Consider the following 18269-nt stretch of genomic DNA (forward strand, 5'->3'; position numbering starts at 1 on the left):
CGATGGGCGCTCCCGAGCAGCCGAAGCTCTCGCATATCGACGCCAGCGGCGCCGCCAACATGGTCGACGTCGCCGACAAGGCGGTGACCGACCGTATCGCGCTGGCCGAGGGCCGCGTGGTGATGCTGCCGGAGACGCTGGCGCTCATCGAGAGCGGCAACGCCAAGAAGGGCGATGTGATCGGCACCGCCCGGCTCGCCGGCATCATGGCCGCCAAGCGCACCCATGAGCTGATCCCGCTCTGCCACGCACTGCTGCTCTCCAAGGTGGCGGTGGAGATCGAGGCCGACGCCTCCCTGCCCGGCCTGCACGTGCGCGCGAGCGTGCGCACCGCCGGCCAGACCGGCGTCGAGATGGAGGCGCTCACCGCGGTGTCGGTCGCCTGCCTCACCATCTACGACATGGCGAAGGCGGTGGACCGCGGCATGCGCATCGAGGGCATAAGGGTGCTGGAGAAGGCCGGCGGCCGCTCCGGTCACTGGACGGCGGACTGAGAGATCGCAGCGACCATGGCCAAGACCGCATTGATGCCGCTTGAGGAGGCGCTGGAGCGCCTGCTGTCGCAAGCCGAGGTTCTGCCGGCGGAGACCGTGGCGCTCGACGCCGCGCTCGGGCGCGTGCTCGCCGCCCCGGTGGTGGCGCGCCGCACCACGCCGGGCCGCGACGTCTCGGCGATGGACGGCTACGCGGTGCGCGCCGCCGACGCGACGCAGGGCGCGCTGCTTGAGGTCGTCGGCGAATCCGCCGCCGGGCGCCCCTATTCCGGCACGCTCGCCCCCGGACAGGCGGTACGTCTGTTCACCGGCGCGGTGGTGCCGGACGGTGCCGACGCGGTGGTGATCCAGGAGGACACCGCGCGCGAGGGGGCCGCCGTCCGCATCAACGAGGCCGCCATCGCCGGCCGGCACATCCGCAAGGCCGGCGGCGACTTCCGCGACGGCGAGACGGTGCTGGAGGCCGGCCACCGCCTGCGGGCGCGCGATCTCGCGCTGGTCGCCGCCTGCGACCTCGCTTCAGTGCAGGCGACCCGGCGTCCCCGCGTGGGCCTCCTCTCCACCGGCGACGAGCTGGTGCGCCCGGGATTGGGCGCCGAGGCGCATCAGGTGATCCTGTCCAACATCTACGCGGTCGGCGGCGTCGCCCGGCTGGCCGGCGCCGAGGTAGTCGACCTCGGCATATTGCCGGACCGGATGGACGACACCCGCGCGGGCATCCGCGCCGCCCGCGACGCCGGGCTCGACGTGCTGGTGACCTCGGGCGGCGCCTCGGTCGGCGACCACGATCTCGTCGCCCCGGCGCTGACCGCCGAGGGCGCCGCGCTGGCGGTACACAAGATCGCGCTGCGGCCGGGCAAGCCGCTGATGTTCGGCCGGTTTCCGGCCCCAGGCTCGGCGCATGTGCTCGGCCTGCCCGGCAACCCGGTCTCGGCCTATGTCTGCGCCCTCATCTTCCTGCGCCCGCTGCTGCGCCGCCTCCAGGGCGAGGCGGGGGTCGGCGGGCTGGAGCTGGTGCCGGCCGAACTCGCGGCCGACGTGAAGGCCAACGACCACCGCATGGACTTCATGCGGGCGCAGATCACCGGCCATCGCGCCGGGATACCGCAGGTCCGCCCGATGCCGGTGCAGGATTCCTCCATGCTGAGCCTGCTCTCGCGCGCCGACGTGCTGCTGGTGCGCGGCCCGAACGCCCCCGCCGCCAAGGCCGGCGAGACTTGCGAGATTCTGCCGCTGGAGGATTGACCCGGCACGTCCGAGGCTGTGTGCTGTCCCATAGCAAGATGCAAGGGATTCCAGCACGATGGACATCGACATCCCCGAGGTGAGGGCCGAGGTCGAAGCGGCGTTCGCCCGCTACGAGCAGGCGCTGGTCAGCAATGATGTGGCGGCGCTCGACGACCTATTCTGGGACGATGCCCGCACCATCCGCTATGGCGGCGGCGAAAACCTCTACGGCATCGGTGCCATCCGCGCCTTTCGCGCCGCCCGCTCGCCCGTCGGGCTGGAGCGCACGCTGGACGGCACGGTGATCACCACCTATGGCCGCGACATGGCCATCGCCGCGACGCTGTTCCGCCGCGCCTCCGCGCCCGGCAAGGTCGGCCGGCAGATGCAGACCTGGATGCGCACCGCCGGGGGATGGAAAGTCGTCGCCGCCCATGTCAGCCTGATCGCCGAACCGGCGTGAGCGTCGATTCCGGCCTGCGCTGGAAAATCGCCGCAACAAACCACTATCCGAACCTGCCGCTAGCTGAACCTTCCGCCTGAAACCGAGCCTGCCGAGAGCCGATGACCCGTTTCCACATCCCCGCCACCGCCCCCGCCCGGAGGGCACCCGTGCCGCGCGCCGGCCGGCGGGGCTGACATGTCGCTTCCCGAAAGTCCCGTCGCCCTCGCCGTGCCGCCTACCGCCGCCGCTGCCACCACGGCGCGCCCCGGTCGCCGGACCCGCGCCGAGGATATTCGCGAACAGCTCGCCGACGAGATCACCCGTGGCCAGCAGCCGCCCGGCACCTTGCTGGACGAGAGCGCGCTGGCGGCCCGCTTCGGCGTGTCGCGCACCCCGGTGCGCGAGGCGATCCGCGAGCTCGCCGCCTCCGGCCTGATCGACGCCCGTCCGCATCGCGGTGCCATCGTCGCCCGGCCGAGCTTCGAGCGGCTGCAGAACATGTTCGAGGTGATGGCCGAGCTCGAGGCGCTGTGCGCCGGCCTGTGCGCGCAGAACATCAACCCGGCCGAGCGGCGCCGGCTGGAAACGCTGCACGCCGACATGGGCGAGATGATGCGGCTCGGCGACTTCGCCGCCTATCGCGAGGCGAACGAGCAGTTCCATGCCTCGATCTATGCCGGCGGGCACAATGACTATCTGGTCGAGCTGACGCTGGCGACGCGGCAGCGGCTCTCGCCGTTCCGCCGGGCGCAGTTTCGCGCGCTGGGGCGCCTCGCCCTCTCGCATCTGGAGCACGACCGGGTGGTCACCGCCATCCTGCGCGGCGACCGCGATGGGGCGGCGATGGCGATGCGCGACCACATCGCCATCGTTCACGACGCGTATGAGAAATACGCGCAACTGATTTGATATCGCTGGACTTTCCGACCCCGGCGCCAGCGGCGCGCGGGACTCGTTGATCCCGGCGCCGGACGCCGTGCCTCACCCCGCCGCCGGGATGCCGGCAGCCTGGCGCTGACGCTGGTCGTCGGCGAGGAAGCCGCGCCAGCCGCCGAATTCGGTAATGTCGCGCGCATCGCGCGCCGCCACCGCCTCCAGCGCGAAGCCCTTCACCCGGCTGCCATCCTCCAGCTGGATGGTGGCGATGCCGAGCGGCGCGGGAATGGCGTCGACGAAGCCGGCGAAGGCCTCGGCGGGCAGCGCCCAGATCTCGCAGTCGATCGCCCCGCCGCTGCCCGGCTCAACCCGCAGCAGGCCCGGACGGCGCACCCGCCCTTCGGGGAGCGCGTAGAGCCGGTAATCCTCGCTGGTGCGCGCCCGGCGCAGGAACACCCCACCCGCCGCCAGCAGCTCGCCATTGAGCGGCAGGCCTGACAGATGCGCCCCGAACAGCGCGAGGGCGTGATAGCCCGCGCCCGGCTGCGGCACGGCCTGGGGCAGCGCCGGCAGCGGCAGGCCGGTGGCGCCCATCGGCAGGTCGGTCGCGGCATGGAAGGCGGCGGCGATGGCGGCGAGCTGCGCGTCGCGCCCTGCCCCGGCCAGCAGCGTGACGCCCACCGGCGCCCCGTCCGGCCGCATCCCCGACGGCACGGCGATGCCGCACATGTCGAGCAGGTTCACGAAGTTGGTATAGATGCCGAGATTGGAATTGAGCCGCACCGGATCGGCCAGCATCTCCTCCACCGTGTAGACGGTCGGCATGGTCGGCACCATCAGCGCGTCGCAGCCATCGAGGCTGGCGCGGGCGCGCGCCGCCAGCTCGACCCGGCGGTAATGCGCGCGGAACGCTTCGACGGCGGTGCGCCGCCGCCCTTCCTCGATGATGGAGCGCACCACCTCGTTGAAGCTGTCCGGCTTCGATTCGAGGAAGGGGCCGACGGCGGCGTAGCGCTCGGCCACCCAGGGCCCCTCATAGAGCAGCTTCGCCGTCTCGTAGAACGGCTCCATGGCGATCTCGACGATGCGGGCGCCGAGCGAGGCCAGCCGCGCGATCGCCTGCGTGAAGGCGGCTTCCGCCTGGCGGTCGCCGAGGAACAGCCGGTCCTCCGGCCGCGGCACGGCGATGCGCGCCGCCGCCGGGAAGGCGCCGGGCGCGCCGAGCGGCAGCGGACGCGAGAATGGATCGGCCTCGTCCGGCCCGGCCATCGCCCGCAGCGCGGTGAAGGCATCCTCGACGGTGAGGCCGAATACCGAGATGCAGTCGAGCGTGCGGCAGGCCGGCACCAGCCCGGCCGTGGAAACCAGGCCGAGGCTCGGCTTGATGCCGACGACGTTGTTGAGGCCGGCGGGGATGCGGCCCGAACCGGCGGTATCGGTGCCGAGCGAGAACGCCACCAGCCCCGCCGCCACCGCGACGCCGGAGCCGGAGCTGGAGCCGCCGGGGATGAGATCGGCGCGCACTGCATTGCGCGGCGTGCCATAGGGCGAGCGGGTGCCGTTCAGCCCGGTGGCGAACTGGTCGAGATTGGTCTTGCCGATGACGATGGCACCGGCGCGCTTCAGCCGGGCGACGGCGGTGGCGTCGCGCGCGGCGACATAGGCGAAGTCCGGGCAGGCGCAGCTGGTCGGCAGGCCGGCGACGTCGATATTGTCCTTCACCGCGAAGGGCACGCCATAGAGCGGCAGTTGCGCCGGATCCCGCCCCTCCAGCGCCGCCAGCTGCTCGGCGAGCGCCTCCGGGCCGACCAGCGCGGTGAACACCGAGGGATCGGCGTGACGCTCGATCCGCTCCAGGCAGGCGGCGACGGTGCGCGCGGGGGTCGAGCGGCCGGAGCGGTGTGCGTGGAGGATTTCGGCGATCGTGGCGGACAATGCGGGTCTCCCGGCTGAGCAGATCACAAAACTGCATATAACATGAGCAATCAATATGACATTGCATACACTAGTCGGAGCCCGCCGCCGCGTCGACCGCTTAGCGCTTTATTTACCGATTGTGGAACACAAAAAGAACGGATAGTGTTTGTTCGTGATTTGTTTCATTTTGCCTGACCGCTGGGGACGGACCTGCGCTGATGCTCACCCGCAAGCAACACGAACTGCTTCGCTTCATCCATGAACGGCTGAAGGAGAGCGGCGTGCCGCCATCCTTCGAAGAGATGAAGGAAGCGCTCGACCTCCGGTCCAAGTCCGGCATTCACCGGCTGATCACCGCCCTGGAGGAGCGCGGCTTCATTCGCCGCCTGCCGAACCGCGCGCGGGCACTGGAGGTGATCCGCCTGCCGGAGACGGTGCAGGCGGCACCCAAGGCGGCGGCGCCGGCTCCGGCGCGCAGCTTCGCGCCGAGCGTGATCGAAGGCAGCCTCGGCCGTGCCAAGCCGACCGCGCCGCCGGCCGCCGAGGAGGAATTGGCCCGGCCGATCCCGATCCCGGTGATGGGCCGCATCGCCGCAGGCTCGCCGATCTCCGCCATCCAGTCGGCCAGCCAGACCATCGCCATGCCAGCGGACATGCTGGGCAGCGGCGAGCATTTCGCGCTGGAAGTACGCGGCGATTCGATGATCGAGGCCGGCATTCTCGACGGCGACCTGGCGCTGATCCGTCGCGGCGACACCGCCGAGAACGGCTCGATCGTGGTGGCGCTGATCGATGACGAGGAGGCGACGCTGAAGCGCCTGCGCCGCAAGGGCGCCTCCATCGCGCTGGAAGCCGCCAACCCGGCCTACGAGACCCGCATCTTCGGACCGGACCGGGTGCGCATCCAGGGCCGGCTGGTCGGCCTGTTCCGCCGTTACTGAGCCGCCGGGACGCGACGGGCTGGCGCGCCAGCGCAGGGCGGAATCTCTGACGGCGGGATGCCTGTTCGTGCGGGCCTGTGACGCCGATGGGCGCACGCGGCAGCGCACGGAAGAGCGCGGACCTACCTGGAACGGATAGCGGGCGGTGCCGGGAGCAGTGACGATCAGGGGCGCGCCCCGACGTCGCGTGCCGAGTATCGCCGACGTTGCGATACACATCCCATGCTAGGCGTTAGGCAGCGCGAGGCGCGTGCCATTCGGCAGGCGGGCCTCGATGGGGCACCAGCGATCGTCGGGCTCGAGCCGTGGACAGCTAGGACCCCGGCAACCAGGGGCGCGTGCCGTCCGGCGGGCGAGCCTCGATGCGCCGCCACCGACCATCGGGCTCGAGCCGCAGCGCGGTGCCGGCGCCCTCACCCGCGCGATCGAGCTGCACCACCTCGGCGGCGCAATCCGCCGGCGCCTTGAAGCGTGTCAGCACCAGCGCCGCGCGCCGGCAATCATCGGCCAGCGCGGCGGGATCGAGCGGATAGGCGACCAGTCGGCCATCACGCGCCGGCAGCACGCAGCCCAACGCATCGCAACGCGCGGCGACGCTTCCGGCTGGTGGCGAGCTGGCGGATCCCGAAGCGGACGCGAGGGTCGACAGAAGGTCGGCAGCCGTCGCGACATCGGAAAGGCCGGGCTGCGGCATCCCAGCCTGCGCCGCGCCGGACGATGGCGCGACGGCGCGCGCAGCGGACTGAGCGTTTTCGAGTTCCGCCGTCAACGGGCCCCCGGAATCAGGCCGGGTAGGTCCCTGCCCGGAAGCCGGTGCATTGTTGGGCGGGCGCGAAGAGGACGCTGTCGCGGACGGCCCGGCGCCCGCCGCCGGCGGCGGGACAGGACTGACGGCGGAGGCGGTCGGTGACGCGGCGTTCGGGGAAGCTTGAGTGTCCGGGGGAGGTATCAAACCGCTCGCCAACAGGGACGCTCCCGCGGATAGCTGCGCGTCGATCGGCGGCGGGACACGACTGACGGCGGGGGCTGTCGGCGACGCGGCGGTCGGGGAAGCTTGAGTGTCCGGGGGAGGTTCCAAACCGCTCGCCGACAGGGACGCTCTCGCGGATAGCTGGGCGTCTATCGGCGGCGGGACAGGACTGACGGCGGGAGCGGTCGGCGACGTGGCGTTCGGGAAAGCTTGAGTGTCCGGGGGAGGTTCCAAACCGCTCGCCGACAGGGGCATTGTCGCGGACGGCACCGCGGCCGCTGGTAGTGCCGGGACGCGACCCGCGGCGGGGGCGGTCGGCGAGGTGGCGGTCGGGGAAATCGGAGATTGCGAGGGGCGTATCAAACCGGCCACCACGCCACTCGCCGGCACCGTCTCCCGCCTGATCGTCGTCCTGGCCGCCCCAGCCGCCTCCCCTGCCGCCACGCCCTTGCCGCGCCGGCCCTCGGCCGAGAGCCATTGCTCGGCGGCGAAGCGCTCGGCGAGGCCCTTGCGGCGGTCGCCCATCAAAGCGAGCTCGCCGCCCGGGCCGCGCACCGCCACCGTCCGCGCCTGTGCATCGATCAGCACGTCGAGCGGGCGGGCGGCGAGGATCGGCCCGCCGGCGGCGAGCGCCAGCAGCGCCGCGGCCAGCGACAGGCGCGTGCGCAGCAGGCACAGGGCGAGAAAGGCCAGGGTGATCAATACCAGGCTGGCCAGCGGCATAGCCGGCACGCCGCCATCGGCGCCGGGCAGCGCAGCCACCCAGCGCGCGACGGCGTTCATGGCGTCGATGCCCCAGCCCATCACCCGGAAGGCCGGCCCCTCCCAGCCGAACGGCATGGCCAGCGTGCCGACGAGGCCGGCCGGCATGATCACGAAGCTCACCAGTGGCGTGGCGACGAGATTGGCGATGAGGCTCAGCGGCGCGAGGCGCTGGAAATGGTAGGCGGCATAGGGCGCGGTGGCGAGCCCGGCGGCCAGCGAGGTCAGCGCCAGAGCCGCCAGCCAGCGCGTCGGGCCGGAGGCATACCACGGCACCCGGCCGGTTCCGGCGGCAAGGAGCCGGCGGCCGCCGCGCTCATAGACGACGATCAGCGCCAGCGTGGCAGCGAACGACATCTGCGCGCCGGGATCGAGGATCGCCCAGGGGGTCAGCGCCAGCACGATGAGCGCCGCCAGCGCCAGCGTGTGCAAGGTGAGCGCCGGGCGGCCGAGCATCACGCCGCACAGCACCAATAGCGTCATCACATAGGAGCGCTGCGTCGCCACCTCGGCGCCGGACAGCAGCAGGTAGTAGGTGGCCGCAAGCAGCGCCGGCACCGCCGCCCAGGCCTTGATCGGCCGGGTGAGCGCCAGCCCCGGCCACAGGGCGAGCAGCGCCCGGGCGAGGAAGAACACCGTCGTCGCCACCAGCGCCATGTGCAGGCCGGAGATCGACAGGATGTGCGACAGGCCGGAGACGCGCATCGCCTCTTCCAGCGGCTCGGGCACCTGGCCGCGAATGCCGGTGACCAGCGCCACGGCGACGCCGCCGGCCTCGCCCGGCAGCACGGTGCGGATGCGCGCCGCCATGGCCTGCCGGCTCGCCTCCAGCCAGGCGGAAAAGGCGAGCGCAAGGTCGGGCGGCGACGGCGCCGGCGTCTCGCGCCACTTGCCGACCGCATAGCCGGTGGCGCCGATGCCCTCGAACCACGCCGCCCGGCCGAAATCGAAGCCGCCGGGATAGGCCGGCCCCGGCGGCGCGGCGAGATCGGCACGCAGGCTCACATGCGTCCCGACCGCGGGCGGGCTCGCCGTGGCGAGCGCGATGCGCACGCGCTGCGGCGTCACTTTGGGCGGACGGTCGAAGCCGCTCACCTTCAGCACGATGCGGCTGCCGCGCGGGCGCAGCTCGGCCTGCTCGACCATGCCGCTCACCGTGACGCCGGCGAGCGGCGCCGCCAGCACCGGATGCGCCATGCGCTGCACCTGCAGGCTGGCGAGGCCGAAGCCGGCCGCCACGCTCGCCGCCAGCGCCAGCGCGTGAAAGGCGAAGGGCCGGGCCCGCAAGGCAAGGGCGAGGCCGAGCAGCACCAGGAAGGCCGCCGGCCCGGCATAGGGCGACGGCTCGGCGGCGGCGCCGAGATAGAGGGCGATGCCGAGCGCGAAGCCGACCGGCAGGAACAGCGCGCCGCGCCGGTCTTCCACCTCGCGTGCCAGCAGGACACCGAGCGCGCCGGCGAGCCGCACCGGCAGAGGCGGCCGGGTGCCGCCGGCAAGGGCGACCGGAAGCGCAGGCGCGTGACCGGGCGCATGGACAGGCATGGGCACGGCGACCGCCTGCCCCCCTGCCCGCGCCCTCGCGCGCCCGACGCGATCGCCCGCCATGTCCCCCACGTCCCCCGTACGATCCTGTGCCGCCGACCTCTTGTCGTCGACCTCTTGCCGCACGGCGTCTTTTCCCCGCTCGCGCTCCTATGGTACACGCACGCATCCCGACCGCTACCGCCCGCGACGCTGCGCCGGGCGACGACACGGAAAGCCGATGTCCGACACCGTCATTACCCGCTTCGCCCCCTCCCCGACCGGCTTCCTCCATATCGGCGGCGCCCGCACTGCGCTGTTCAACTGGCTGTACGCCCATGCCAAGGGCGGCAAGATGCTGCTGCGCATCGAGGACACCGACCGCCAGCGCTCCACCCCGGAAGCGATCGACGCGATCATCGACGGCCTGTCCTGGCTCGGCATCGACTGGTCCGGCGACGTCATCTACCAGTTCGCCCGCGCCGCGCGTCACCGCGAGGCGGTGGAGCAGATGATCGCCGCCGGCCACGCCTATCCCTGCTACGCCACCGCCGCCGAGCTGGAGGAGATGCGCGAAACCGCCCGCAAGGAAGGCCGCGCCCCGCGCTATGACGGCCGCTGGCGCGACCGCGATCCCGGCGAGGCGCCTGCCGGCGTCAAGCCGGCCATCCGGCTGAAGGCGCCGAACGAGGGCGAGACGGTGATCGACGACCTGGTGCAGGGCCGCGTGGTGTTCCAGAACAAGGAACTCGACGACCTCGTGCTGCTGCGCTCGGACGGCACGCCGACCTACATGCTCTCGGTGGTGGTTGATGACCACGACATGGGCGTCACCCACATCATCCGCGGCGACGACCATCTCACCAATGCCGCCCGCCAGACGCAGATCTACCGCGCGCTCGGCTGGGACGTGCCGATCATGTCGCATATCCCGCTGATCCACGGGCCGGACGGCGCCAAGCTCTCCAAGCGCCATGGCGCGCTCGGCGTCGACGCCTATCGGGCGATGGGCTACCTGCCCGCCGCGCTGCGCAATTACCTCGTCCGCCTCGGCTGGAGCCATGGCGACCAGGAGATCTTCTCCACCGAGGAGATGATCTCGCTTTTCGATCTCGACCGCGTCGGCCGCTCGCCGGCCCGCTTCGACTTCGCCAAGCTGGAAAACATCAACGGCCACTACATGCGGGCGACCCCGGATGCCGAGCTGATGGCCGCCATCGACCAGCTGCTGCCGCACCTGCCGAACGGCGCCGAGATCGCCGCCGCGCTCACCCCGGAAAAGCGCGCGCAGTTCCTCGCCGCCATGCCCGGCCTGAAGGAGCGGGCAAAGACGCTGATCGAGCTGATCGACAGTGCCGGCTACATCGTCAAGCAGCGCCCGCTCGACATGGAGGAGAAGGCCAAGGCACTGCTCACCGACGACGCCCGCGCCCTGCTCGTCGCCACCCATGCGGCGCTGGCCGAGACCGGCGAATGGACCGCCGCCAGCACCGAGGCGGCGGTGCGCACCGTCGCCGAGGCCCGGGGCGTGAAGCTCGGCGCCATCGCCCAGCCGCTGCGCGCCGCCATGACCGGCCGCACCACCTCCCCCGGCATCTTCGACGTGCTGGCGGTATTGGGGCGCGACGAGTCGCTGGCGCGCATCGCCGATCAGGCGCCCGCCGGACGGGCGGCCTGAGGTCGTACGACGAAGTGTTGATGCAGGTGCGAAAACCGCGAAACGCCCTGCCGTTACTGGATTTCGATGTTATTGGCCTACCGTGTCCGCTGCGCTTGCGAGCACGGTTCGAAACCGTTACGACTTTACGCGTCCAGCCACTGGGGAGCATAGAAGGCCCCTCGGAAACGGCTGCCGCACAACAAGGCGAGAACCCCCGCCGACGCGCTCCGCTTCGTTCGGTCCATTGACTCTCAGGGAGACCCCGCATGGACGCCATCAACGGCACTTCCGCGAAAACGGCCACACTCAGTATCGGCGACAAGAGCTGGGACCTCCCGATTCTGAACGGCACGATCGGGCCGCAGGTCGTCGATATCGGCAAGCTCTACGGCCAGACCGGGATGTTCACCTACGACCCCGGCTTCACCTCGACCGCGAGCTGCGAGAGCCAGATCACCTATATCGACGGCGACGAAGGCGTCCTTCTCTATCGCGGCTACCCGATCGAGCAGCTGGCCGAAGACGGCGACTTCCTCGAGACATGCTACCTGCTGCTCTATGGCGAGCTGCCCACTGCCGCCCAGAAGGCGGACTTCGACTACCGCGTCACGCGCCACACCATGGTGCATGAGCAGATGAGCCGCTTCTTCCATGGTTTCCGCCGCGACGCCCATCCGATGGCGGTGCTGGTCGCTTCGGTCGGCGCGCTCTCGGCCTTCTATCACGACAGCACCGATATCGCCGACCCGCAGCAGCGCATGATCGCCTCGGTGCGGATGATCGCGAAGATCCCGACGCTGGCGGCCATGGCCTACAAGTACCATATCGGCCAGCCCTTCGTTTACCCGAAGAACGACCTCGACTACGCCTCGAACTTCCTGCGCATGTGCTTCTCGGTGCCGTGCGAGGAATACAAGGTGAACCCGGTGCTGTCGCGCGCCATCGACCGCATCTTCACCCTGCACGCCGACCACGAGCAGAACGCCTCGACCTCCACCGTGCGCCTCGCCGGCTCCTCCGGCGCCAACCCCTTCGCCTGTATCGCCGCCGGCATCGCCTGCCTGTGGGGACCGGCGCATGGTGGCGCCAACGAGGCGGCGCTCAAGATGCTCGGCGAAATCGGCTCCGTGGAGCGCATCCCGGAATTCATCAAGCGCGCCAAGGACAAGAACGACCCGTTCCGCCTGATGGGCTTCGGCCACCGCGTCTACAAGAACTACGACCCGCGCGCCAAGATCATGCAGAAGACCTGCCATGAGGTGCTCGGCGAGCTTGGCATCAAGGACGATCCGCTGCTCGACATCGCGGTGGAGCTGGAGCGCATCGCGCTGCAGGACGAGTATTTCGTCGAGCGCAAGCTCTACCCGAACATCGACTTCTATTCGGGTATCACCCTGCGCGCGCTCGGCTTCCCGACCTCGATGTTCACCGTGCTGTTCGCCCTCGCCCGCACCGTGGGCTGGATCGGCCAGTGGAAGGAAATGATCGAGGATCCGGGCCAGCGCATCGGTCGCCCGCGCCAGCTCTACACCGGCGCGCAGCGTCGCGACTACGTGCCGATCGCCCGCCGCAAGTGAGGCGGCCGGCGGTGGAGGACGGCGCAAATCGTCCTCCGCTCAGGCACCGACGCTGATACAATCCCCGCCTCCGGCACCGGATGGCGGGGATTTTCGTTTCCGGGGTCGTTGTTTGCAGGGACCGTGATCGTTCCCGGCTCAGGCGCCGGGAGGCCGCGCCCCTAGGGCGCCGTCGGCGCCGGCCGGCCGGCCACTTCCAGCACTGCGCGGGCGGCGCGCCGGCTTGGCGTCTCGCCATCGACGCCCATCAGTTCGCCGAGCCGTTCGAAGGCGGCGAGCTGCGCCTCGCGCTCCGGCCCGCCCTCGATCAGCCGGGCAAGCACCGCCGCCATCGCCGGCGGATCGATGTACCATTGCAGATATTCCGGGATCGCCTTCTCGCCGAGGATGAGGTTGGGCAGGATCGCCGAGGTGATGTTCAGCACGTGATAGGCGAAGCGCGCCTCCAGCCAGTGGACCCGGTAGGTGGCGATGGAAGGAATGCCGGCGAGCGCCAGCTCCAGCGTCACCGTGCCGGAAGCGGCGAAGGCGGCGCGGGCGCGGCGGAAGGCGGCGTGCTTCTCCGCCTCGTCGACGACGATGCGCGGCGTCACCGTCCAGCCGGCCACCATCGCCCCCACCTCGGCCCGCCGGCGCGGCAGGGTCGGCAGCACCAGTTCGAGGTCCGGCACCTGCGCCACCAGCCGCGCCAGCACATCGCCAAACAGCGGCCCCAGCCGCTGCAGTTCCGAGCGGCGGCTGCCCGGCAGCACCAGCAGCAGCGGCGGCTTGCCGTCGCGCCGCAGCGCCTCCTCGGCATTCGGGCGGATCTCGTCCAGCATGCCGAGCAGCGGATGGCCGACATAGGTGGTCGGCGGCCCGTCGAGCCGCGCCATCACCTCCGGCTCGAAGGGCAGCACCGCCAGCACCCGGTCGACATCCGGCTTCATCGCCTTTGCCCGCCCGGGTCGCCACACCCACACGGTGGGCGCGACATATTTGACGATCGGCAGATCCGGCAGTCGCGACCGCACCTTGTGGGCGACGCGGTGGGTGAAGTCCGGCGCGTCGATCAGCACCAGCACGTCGGGGCGCGCGCGCACCACGGCGTCGGCGGCCTCGCGCAGGCGCTTGAGGATGCGCGGCAGGCCGGCGACCACCTGCCCGACGCCGATGGCGGTGATGTCGTCCATCGGGAACAGCGAGGCGAGGCCGGCCGCCTCCATGCGCGGTCCGCCGATCCCGGTGAAAGCTATGGCGCCGCCGGTGAGCACGCCGAGTTCGCGCATCAGCCCGGCGCCCAGCACGTCGCCCGACTCCTCCCCGGCAATGAGGAAGACCGACAGCGGCCGCGCCGGCGCCTGGCTCATCGGCCCGTCTCCCCGTCGGCTTCCGGCGCGAATCCGTAGATGAACAGGCCGGCCGCATCCGCCGCGCGGATCATCGCCGCGAGATCGGTAGCGATCACCCCGCCAGCCTCGACCGCGATGCCGGCGAGCCCGGCCGCCGCCGCGCCCTCGACGGTGGCGACGCCGAGCGAGGGCAAATCGAAGCGCCGATCCTGCGCGACCTTCGGCACCTTCACCAGCACGCCGGACGGCGCCCGGCGCCGGATACGACCATTGGAGCGGAGTTCGGCGCAACGGCGCAGCATCAGGTCGGTGCCCTCCGCCGCCTCGACGGCGACGACGTGCCGGTTGATCACCACCAGCCCCTGGCCGATATCGAGCGGCCCCATCACCGCGAGCGCGTGGCGGCCGGTGAGCACGTCGTCGAGCTCATCGCGGCCGAGCGCCACCCGGCCGAGCTGGCCGGCCGGCACCAGGATCTCCGGCGCGACCTCATGGGCGCCGAGCAGCCGGAAGCCGGCATCCTCGAACGCCTCGCCGACGCCGGTAAGCAAATGATTGTCGCCGCCGCGCAGCATGCGGAAGATGCGCGGCAGCTGCCGCACCATCTCCCAGTCGAACTTCACGTCCAGGAGGCGCGGGCGCAGCACATTGCCGATGAACACCACGTCGCGGCAGCCGCGCCGACGCATCTCCGCGCAGAGCTTGCCGAACTGGCCGAGGGCGATCCAGCTGTGCGGCCAGGCCTCCACGGCGGGATCGGCTAGGCCGCGCAGGGCGAAGAGATGCACCCGCCGTCCGGCGCGCGTCGCCGCCTCGGCGACCGCCAGCGGGAAGGCGCCGCCGCCGCAGATGATGGCAAGCGGCTCGCCGCTTGGCTCGCCGCCCTGCCGATCACCGTCCACGGCGGCGGGCGCGGCGGTGGCGAGCCCGGGAGCCTCAGGCGGCGTCGGGCTCGGCGCCATTGTCGTCGGCATCGGCGGGAACGGTGAGGCGGCGCTTGCCGGCGGTGCGGACGAACTCGACGATCCGCATGACATTGGCGTTCTCGCCGAAGTGCTCGGCCACGCGATCCGTGCGCTGCGCCAGCGTGCCGGCGCCGTAGAACAGCTCGCGATAGGCGCCCTGCAATTCGCGACGCTGCTGCAGCGTAAGGCCGCGACGCTTCAGCCCGGTATAATTGAGCGAGCGCAGCCCCGGATGACCTTCCATCATCAGGCCGAACGGGATGACGTCGAAATGCACGCCGCACATGCCACCGATCATCGCGCCCTCGCCGATGCGGGTGAACTGGTGCACCGCGGCCAGCCCGCCGATGAACACGTTGTCGCCCACCGTGACATGGCCGGCCAGCGTCGCGTTGTTGGCGAACACCACCCGCTCGCCGATCACGCAGTCATGCGCGACGTGGCTGCCGACCATGAAGAAGCCGTTGGCGCCAACCCGCGTCTCCATGTGGCCACCGACGGTGCCGATGTTCATCGTCACATGCTCGCGGATGACGCACCGCTCGCCGACGACCAGCCGGCACGGCTCGCCCTTATAGTGCACCGACTGCGGCGGCTGGCCGAGCGAGGCGAAGGGATAGACCACCGAATGGGCGCCGATCTGCGTGTGGCCGGCCACCACGACATGGGAGATGAGCCGGACGCCCTCGCCGAGCTCGACATTGGGGCCGACGGTGCAGAACGGACCGATCTCGACGTTCTCGCCCAGCACCGCGCCGTCCTCGACCAGCGCGGTGGGGTGGATGCGTGCAGTGCCGCTCATTTGCCGCCGCCCTGGGCGATCATCGCCCCGACTTCGGCCTCGGCAACCAGCTGGCCGTCGACCTTGGCCTCACCACGGAACCACCACATGTTGCGGCGTTTGGTCATCTGCGTCATGTGGTACTCCAGTACATCGCCCGGCACCACCGGCCGACGGAACTTCGCCTTGTCGATGGTCATGAAATAGACCAGCGACGGCTTGCCGCCCTCGGCCCGCTCGAACAGGCAGATGGCCCCGGCGGTCTGCGCCATGCCTTCGAGGATCAGCACGCCCGGCATCACCGGGTTGTCCGGGAAATGGCCCTGGAAATGCGGCTCGTTGGCGGAGACGTTCTTGATGCCGACCGCACGCTTGTCGCCCTCGATGCCGACGATCTTGTCCACCATCAGGAACGGGTAGCGGTGCGGCAGGGCGGCGAGAATCTTCTGGATGTCCGCCGCGCCGAGACTGGTTTCGGCCTGTTCGCTCATGAGTTCTTCTGTCCTTCGTCAGCGGCCCGCCCGGTCCCGCGCTCGGCACGGGCTAGGCGCTGGACCGCCATCACCTCCCGGAACCAGTCCCGCATCGGCTGAGCCGGGGAACCGCCCCATTCGACGCCCGGCGGGACGTCGTTCTTCACATTGCTGGTCGCCGCGATCCTCGCGCCGTCGCCGATGCGGACATGGCCGATCACCCCGACCTGCCCGCCCAGCATGACGAAATCGCCCAGCGTCGCGCTGCCGGCGATGCCGGTCTGCGAGACGATGACGCAATGCCGCCCGATCACCACGTTGTGGGCGATCTGTACGAGATTGTCGATCTTGGTGCCCTCGCCGATCACCGTATCGCGCAGGCCGCCGCGGTCGATGGTGGTGGAGGCGCCGATCTCGACGTCGTTCTGCACGATCACCCGGCCGATCTGCGGCACCTTGGCGTGGCCGCCGGCGCCGCCGACATAGCCGAAGCCGTCCTGGCCGATGCGCACGCCCGGATGCAGGATCACCCGGTCGCCGAGCAGCGCGTTGAGCACGCTGGCGCCGACGCCGATGGTGCAGTCGCGCCCAACGCGCACCCCCGGCCCGATCACCGCGCCGGCGGCGACGATGCTGCCGGTGCCGATCTCCGCGCCCGGGCCGACCACCGCGCCGGGATCGACGGTGACGCCGTCCTCGAGCCGCGCCTGCGGGTGCACCATGGCGCCGGCAGCGACACCCGACTGGCCGAACACCGAGGCCGGCCGCAGCGAGGAGGGATAGAGCGCGCGGGAAAACGCGACGAAGGCGGCGTGCGGGCGCTTCACCACCACCGCCGCCACGCCGGCCGGCACTGCATCGATGAAGCGCTCGCCGATCAGGCAGACGCCGGCGCGGGTGGCGCGCAGCGCCGGCACGAAGCGGGCGCCGTCCATGTAGGTGACGTCGTCCGGCCCGGCATCCTCCAGCGAGGCGATGCCGGAGACGTGACATTGCCCCCGCCACGCGTCCTTCGGGGCATCGGCCAACCGGCCTCCGACCAGCGCGCAGAGTTCGTCGAGGGAAAAGCTCCGCACCGGACGGTGGAAAAGAGGATCAGCCGCTGACTGCATCGTGCCGGACATGCCTGTCGCCCAATGAACCGACGGCCCGGGCGAGCCGGGCCGTCGTATTCCGCCAATGATGTGGCCGCCAAGGATCGGGCGCAAACCTCAGAAGCGGGTGCCGCCGCTGAAGCGGAACGCCTGCGTCTGGTCGTAATCCTCCTTCGACAGCACCCACGCATAGTCGAAGCGCAGCGGGCCGAAGGGCGACTTCCAGATCAGGCTCACGCCGACCGAGGAGCGGATCGAGTCGCTGTCGGCGACGCAGACATTGGCCATGCCCTTGGTCGAGGAGCCTTCGATCGCGCTGCAGTTCACCAGATTCTGGTCCCAGCCGGCGATGTTCTCGAAGGTGGTGTCGCCCTGGTAGTCCCACAGCGAACCGGCATCGGCGAACACCGCGGCCTTCAGGCCCACTTCCTTCGGCAGGAAGGAGAGCGGAAACTGCAGTTCCGCCGTCGTGCCCCAGTAGAGCGTACCGCCCAGCGCGTCCGGATCGGAACCGTCGAGGCCGGAGGCCAGGTCGCGCGGACCGATACCGTTCGATTCGAAGCCGCGGACGAGGTCCGGACCCTTGAAGAAGTTGTCAAGGATGCGCAGGTCCTCGCCACCCCAGGAGGAGACGTTACCAGCCTGGCCACGCAGCATCAGCACCATGTCGCCATAGACCGGCATGTACCAGCGCGCGTCGAAGGTCGAGCGGATGTAGTTCACATCGCCGCCGAGGCCGGCCAGGTCCTGCTTGAACTCGAGCAGGTAGCCGTTGGTCGGATCGATGTTGCTGTCCAGCATGTTGTAGCTGAGCGTGTAGCCGACCGCCGAGGTGATCGCCGGGTCGTTGTTCACCTCGAGCAGCGCCCAGGAGATCTGACCGTAGGTGGCGATGTCGTCCTCGTCGATCGAGATTTCCTTCTGCGATAGCGTGTAGCGCAGACCGAGGGTCAGCTCGTCGGTCAGCGGCAGACCAACGCGCAGCGTGCCGCCACCGGTGGTGGTGCTGTACGGGCTGTAGCTCGTCGAGTCGGTCTCGCGATACGACAGGTCGAAGCCGGCAGCGACGCGATAATCGAGGAAGTAAGGCTCGGTGAAGTTGAAGTCGACGCCCTGGACGTTCTCGCCGAGCGTGCCGGCGAGGCGGACATACTGGCCGCGGCCGAGGAAGTTCTTCTCCGACACCGCCACTTCGCCGATGAAGCCGTCCGAGGTCGAGTAGCCGCCCGAGATCG

The 18269-nt window shown here is 70.6% G+C and carries 15 protein-coding genes; 7 read left to right on the top strand and 8 right to left on the bottom strand.

Annotated elements, in window-relative coordinates:
* Positions 1-2 precede the first annotated feature (2 nt).
* From moaC to KHC28_RS19225, 4 genes are all read left to right on the top strand, one after another.
* Positions 3-494, top strand: coding sequence for a cyclic pyranopterin monophosphate synthase MoaC (gene moaC, locus KHC28_RS19210; RefSeq protein ID WP_214009903.1), 492 nt, complete (start codon positions 3-5; stop codon positions 492-494).
* A gap of 15 nt (positions 495-509) precedes the next feature.
* On the top strand, positions 510-1739 hold the full coding sequence (locus tag KHC28_RS19215; protein WP_214009904.1) for a molybdopterin molybdotransferase MoeA: 1230 nt from the start codon (positions 510-512) through the stop codon (positions 1737-1739).
* Between the two features lie 58 nt (positions 1740-1797).
* Positions 1798-2184, top strand: a complete 387-nt coding sequence (hpxZ, locus tag KHC28_RS19220; protein WP_214009905.1) for an oxalurate catabolism protein HpxZ — start codon at positions 1798-1800, stop codon at positions 2182-2184.
* A gap of 177 nt (positions 2185-2361) precedes the next feature.
* Positions 2362-3075: a GntR family transcriptional regulator gene (locus tag KHC28_RS19225; protein ID WP_214009906.1), complete on the top strand. Its 714-nt coding sequence runs from the start codon at positions 2362-2364 to the stop codon at positions 3073-3075.
* Between the two features lie 72 nt (positions 3076-3147).
* Here the strand turns inward: KHC28_RS19225 and atzF are convergent, their stop codons facing one another.
* Complete coding sequence (gene atzF / locus KHC28_RS19230) at positions 3148-4977, bottom strand: allophanate hydrolase (RefSeq protein ID WP_214009907.1); 1830 nt, start codon at positions 4975-4977, stop codon at positions 3148-3150.
* 200 nt (positions 4978-5177) lie between these two features.
* Here atzF and lexA point away from each other — a divergent pair, with 200 nt between their 5' ends.
* On the top strand, positions 5178-5900 hold the full coding sequence (lexA, locus tag KHC28_RS19235; RefSeq protein WP_214009908.1) for a transcriptional repressor LexA: 723 nt from the start codon (positions 5178-5180) through the stop codon (positions 5898-5900).
* Positions 5901-6213: 313 nt separating this feature from the next.
* Here lexA and KHC28_RS27510 read toward each other — a convergent pair whose 3' ends face one another.
* Positions 6214-9174, bottom strand: coding sequence for a ComEC/Rec2 family competence protein (locus KHC28_RS27510; protein WP_246565025.1), 2961 nt, complete (start codon positions 9172-9174; stop codon positions 6214-6216).
* Between the two features lie 220 nt (positions 9175-9394).
* On the opposite strand from KHC28_RS27510, the gene gltX reads away from it, so the two are divergent.
* Both gltX and gltA read left to right on the top strand, forming a co-directional pair.
* Positions 9395-10831, top strand: a complete 1437-nt coding sequence (gene gltX / locus KHC28_RS19245) for a glutamate--tRNA ligase (RefSeq protein WP_214009909.1) — start codon at positions 9395-9397, stop codon at positions 10829-10831.
* A 248-nt stretch (positions 10832-11079) separates the two neighbouring features.
* Positions 11080-12390, top strand: coding sequence for a citrate synthase (gene gltA, locus KHC28_RS19250; protein ID WP_214009910.1), 1311 nt, complete (start codon positions 11080-11082; stop codon positions 12388-12390).
* A gap of 161 nt (positions 12391-12551) precedes the next feature.
* Here gltA and lpxB read toward each other — a convergent pair whose 3' ends face one another.
* From lpxB to bamA, 6 genes are all read right to left on the bottom strand, one after another.
* Positions 12552-13739: a lipid-A-disaccharide synthase gene (gene lpxB / locus KHC28_RS19255; RefSeq protein WP_214009911.1), complete on the bottom strand. Its 1188-nt coding sequence runs from the start codon at positions 13737-13739 to the stop codon at positions 12552-12554.
* On the bottom strand, positions 13736-14683 hold the full coding sequence (locus tag KHC28_RS19260) for an LpxI family protein (protein WP_214009913.1): 948 nt from the start codon (positions 14681-14683) through the stop codon (positions 13736-13738). The genes lpxB and KHC28_RS19260 overlap by 4 nt, the downstream gene beginning before the upstream one ends.
* Positions 14658-15488, bottom strand: coding sequence for an acyl-ACP--UDP-N-acetylglucosamine O-acyltransferase (gene lpxA, locus KHC28_RS19265; RefSeq protein WP_214009915.1), 831 nt, complete (start codon positions 15486-15488; stop codon positions 14658-14660). Before lpxA ends, KHC28_RS19260 begins: the two co-directional genes overlap by 26 nt.
* Positions 15485-15958 carry a 3-hydroxyacyl-ACP dehydratase FabZ gene (gene fabZ, locus KHC28_RS19270; protein ID WP_214009916.1) on the bottom strand — a complete coding sequence of 158 codons (474 nt, stop codon included), beginning with the start codon at positions 15956-15958 and terminating at the stop codon, positions 15485-15487. The genes lpxA and fabZ overlap by 4 nt, the downstream gene beginning before the upstream one ends.
* Entirely contained in the window at positions 15955-17052 is a 1098-nt protein-coding gene (lpxD, locus tag KHC28_RS19275) for a UDP-3-O-(3-hydroxymyristoyl)glucosamine N-acyltransferase (RefSeq protein WP_214010014.1), read from the bottom strand. Before lpxD ends, fabZ begins: the two co-directional genes overlap by 4 nt.
* Before the next feature lie 99 nt (positions 17053-17151).
* The coding region (gene bamA / locus KHC28_RS19280; protein WP_214009917.1) for an outer membrane protein assembly factor BamA at positions 17152-18269 on the bottom strand (1118 nt) is incomplete at its 5' end.

The sequence above is a fragment of the Ancylobacter sonchi genome, from assembly GCF_018390695.1.
In the GTDB taxonomy this organism is placed as follows: Bacteria; Pseudomonadota; Alphaproteobacteria; order Rhizobiales; family Xanthobacteraceae; genus Ancylobacter; species Ancylobacter sonchi.

Excerpts from the sequence above, each read along its gene's own strand:
- lpxD (WP_214010014.1), bottom strand. The coding sequence starts at position 17,052 with ATGCAGTCAGCGGCTGATCCTCTTTTCCACCGTCCGGTGCGGAGCTTT.
- gltA (WP_214009910.1), top strand. The coding sequence starts at position 11,080 with ATGGACGCCATCAACGGCACTTCCGCGAAAACGGCCACACTCAGTATC.
- KHC28_RS27510 (WP_246565025.1), bottom strand. The coding sequence starts at position 9,174 with ATGCCTGTCCATGCGCCCGGTCACGCGCCTGCGCTTCCGGTCGCCCTT.
- lpxB (WP_214009911.1), bottom strand. The coding sequence starts at position 13,739 with ATGAGCCAGGCGCCGGCGCGGCCGCTGTCGGTCTTCCTCATTGCCGGG.
- fabZ (WP_214009916.1), bottom strand. The coding sequence starts at position 15,958 with ATGAGCGAACAGGCCGAAACCAGTCTCGGCGCGGCGGACATCCAGAAG.
- moaC (WP_214009903.1), top strand. The coding sequence starts at position 3 with ATGGGCGCTCCCGAGCAGCCGAAGCTCTCGCATATCGACGCCAGCGGC.
- hpxZ (WP_214009905.1), top strand. The coding sequence starts at position 1,798 with ATGGACATCGACATCCCCGAGGTGAGGGCCGAGGTCGAAGCGGCGTTC.
- lpxA (WP_214009915.1), bottom strand. The coding sequence starts at position 15,488 with ATGAGCGGCACTGCACGCATCCACCCCACCGCGCTGGTCGAGGACGGC.
- gltX (WP_214009909.1), top strand. The coding sequence starts at position 9,395 with ATGTCCGACACCGTCATTACCCGCTTCGCCCCCTCCCCGACCGGCTTC.
- KHC28_RS19225 (WP_214009906.1), top strand. The coding sequence starts at position 2,362 with ATGTCGCTTCCCGAAAGTCCCGTCGCCCTCGCCGTGCCGCCTACCGCC.
- KHC28_RS19260 (WP_214009913.1), bottom strand. The coding sequence starts at position 14,683 with ATGGCGCCGAGCCCGACGCCGCCTGAGGCTCCCGGGCTCGCCACCGCC.
- KHC28_RS19215 (WP_214009904.1), top strand. The coding sequence starts at position 510 with ATGGCCAAGACCGCATTGATGCCGCTTGAGGAGGCGCTGGAGCGCCTG.
- lexA (WP_214009908.1), top strand. The coding sequence starts at position 5,178 with ATGCTCACCCGCAAGCAACACGAACTGCTTCGCTTCATCCATGAACGG.